Annotated in this window: 1 protein-coding gene; it reads right to left on the bottom strand. The window is 58.0% G+C overall.

Features of this window, described 5'->3' with window-relative positions:
• The coding region (locus tag KP705_RS17545) for a Tn3 family transposase (RefSeq protein ID WP_215765208.1) at positions 1 to 462 on the bottom strand (462 nt) is incomplete at both ends.

Below are 462 nucleotides of genomic sequence, written 5' to 3'. Positions count from 1 at the left end.
GAGAGATATGCTCCCAGCCGAGGGGTGCAATATGCCGCGCCAGGTCATCGGAAATGCCGAGCGTTGCGATGGCAGACTGAAGATAGCGCGTATTCCATAGGATAACCGCTGCCACCAGCAGGTTTAAACCTGACGCTCGATAAGCCTGATTTTCAAAACGCCGATCCCGCAGTTCACCAAGCTGGTTGAAGAAGAGCGCCCGAGCCAGCGCATTCCGGGCTTCTCCCTTGTTGAGCCCTGCCTGGGTTCGCCTGCGCAAATCCAGATCCTGTATCCAGTCGAGCATGAAAACCGACCGCTCGATCCGGCCAACTTCACGCAAGGCCACAGCCAGACCATTCTGACGGGGATAAGATCCGAGCTTCCGCAGCATGGCCGAGGCCGTCACGGTTCCACTCCGAATGGATGTGACCAGACGCAGCAGGTCGTCCCAGTGGGCCGCAACATGATCGGTATTGATCG

The sequence above is a fragment of the Gluconobacter sp. P1D12_c genome (assembly GCF_018812105.1).
GTDB lineage: Bacteria > Pseudomonadota > Alphaproteobacteria > Acetobacterales > Acetobacteraceae > Gluconobacter > Gluconobacter oxydans_A.
The sequence above is the reverse complement of the archived record's forward strand: the minus strand, read 5'-3'. Positions and strand labels throughout refer to the sequence as shown.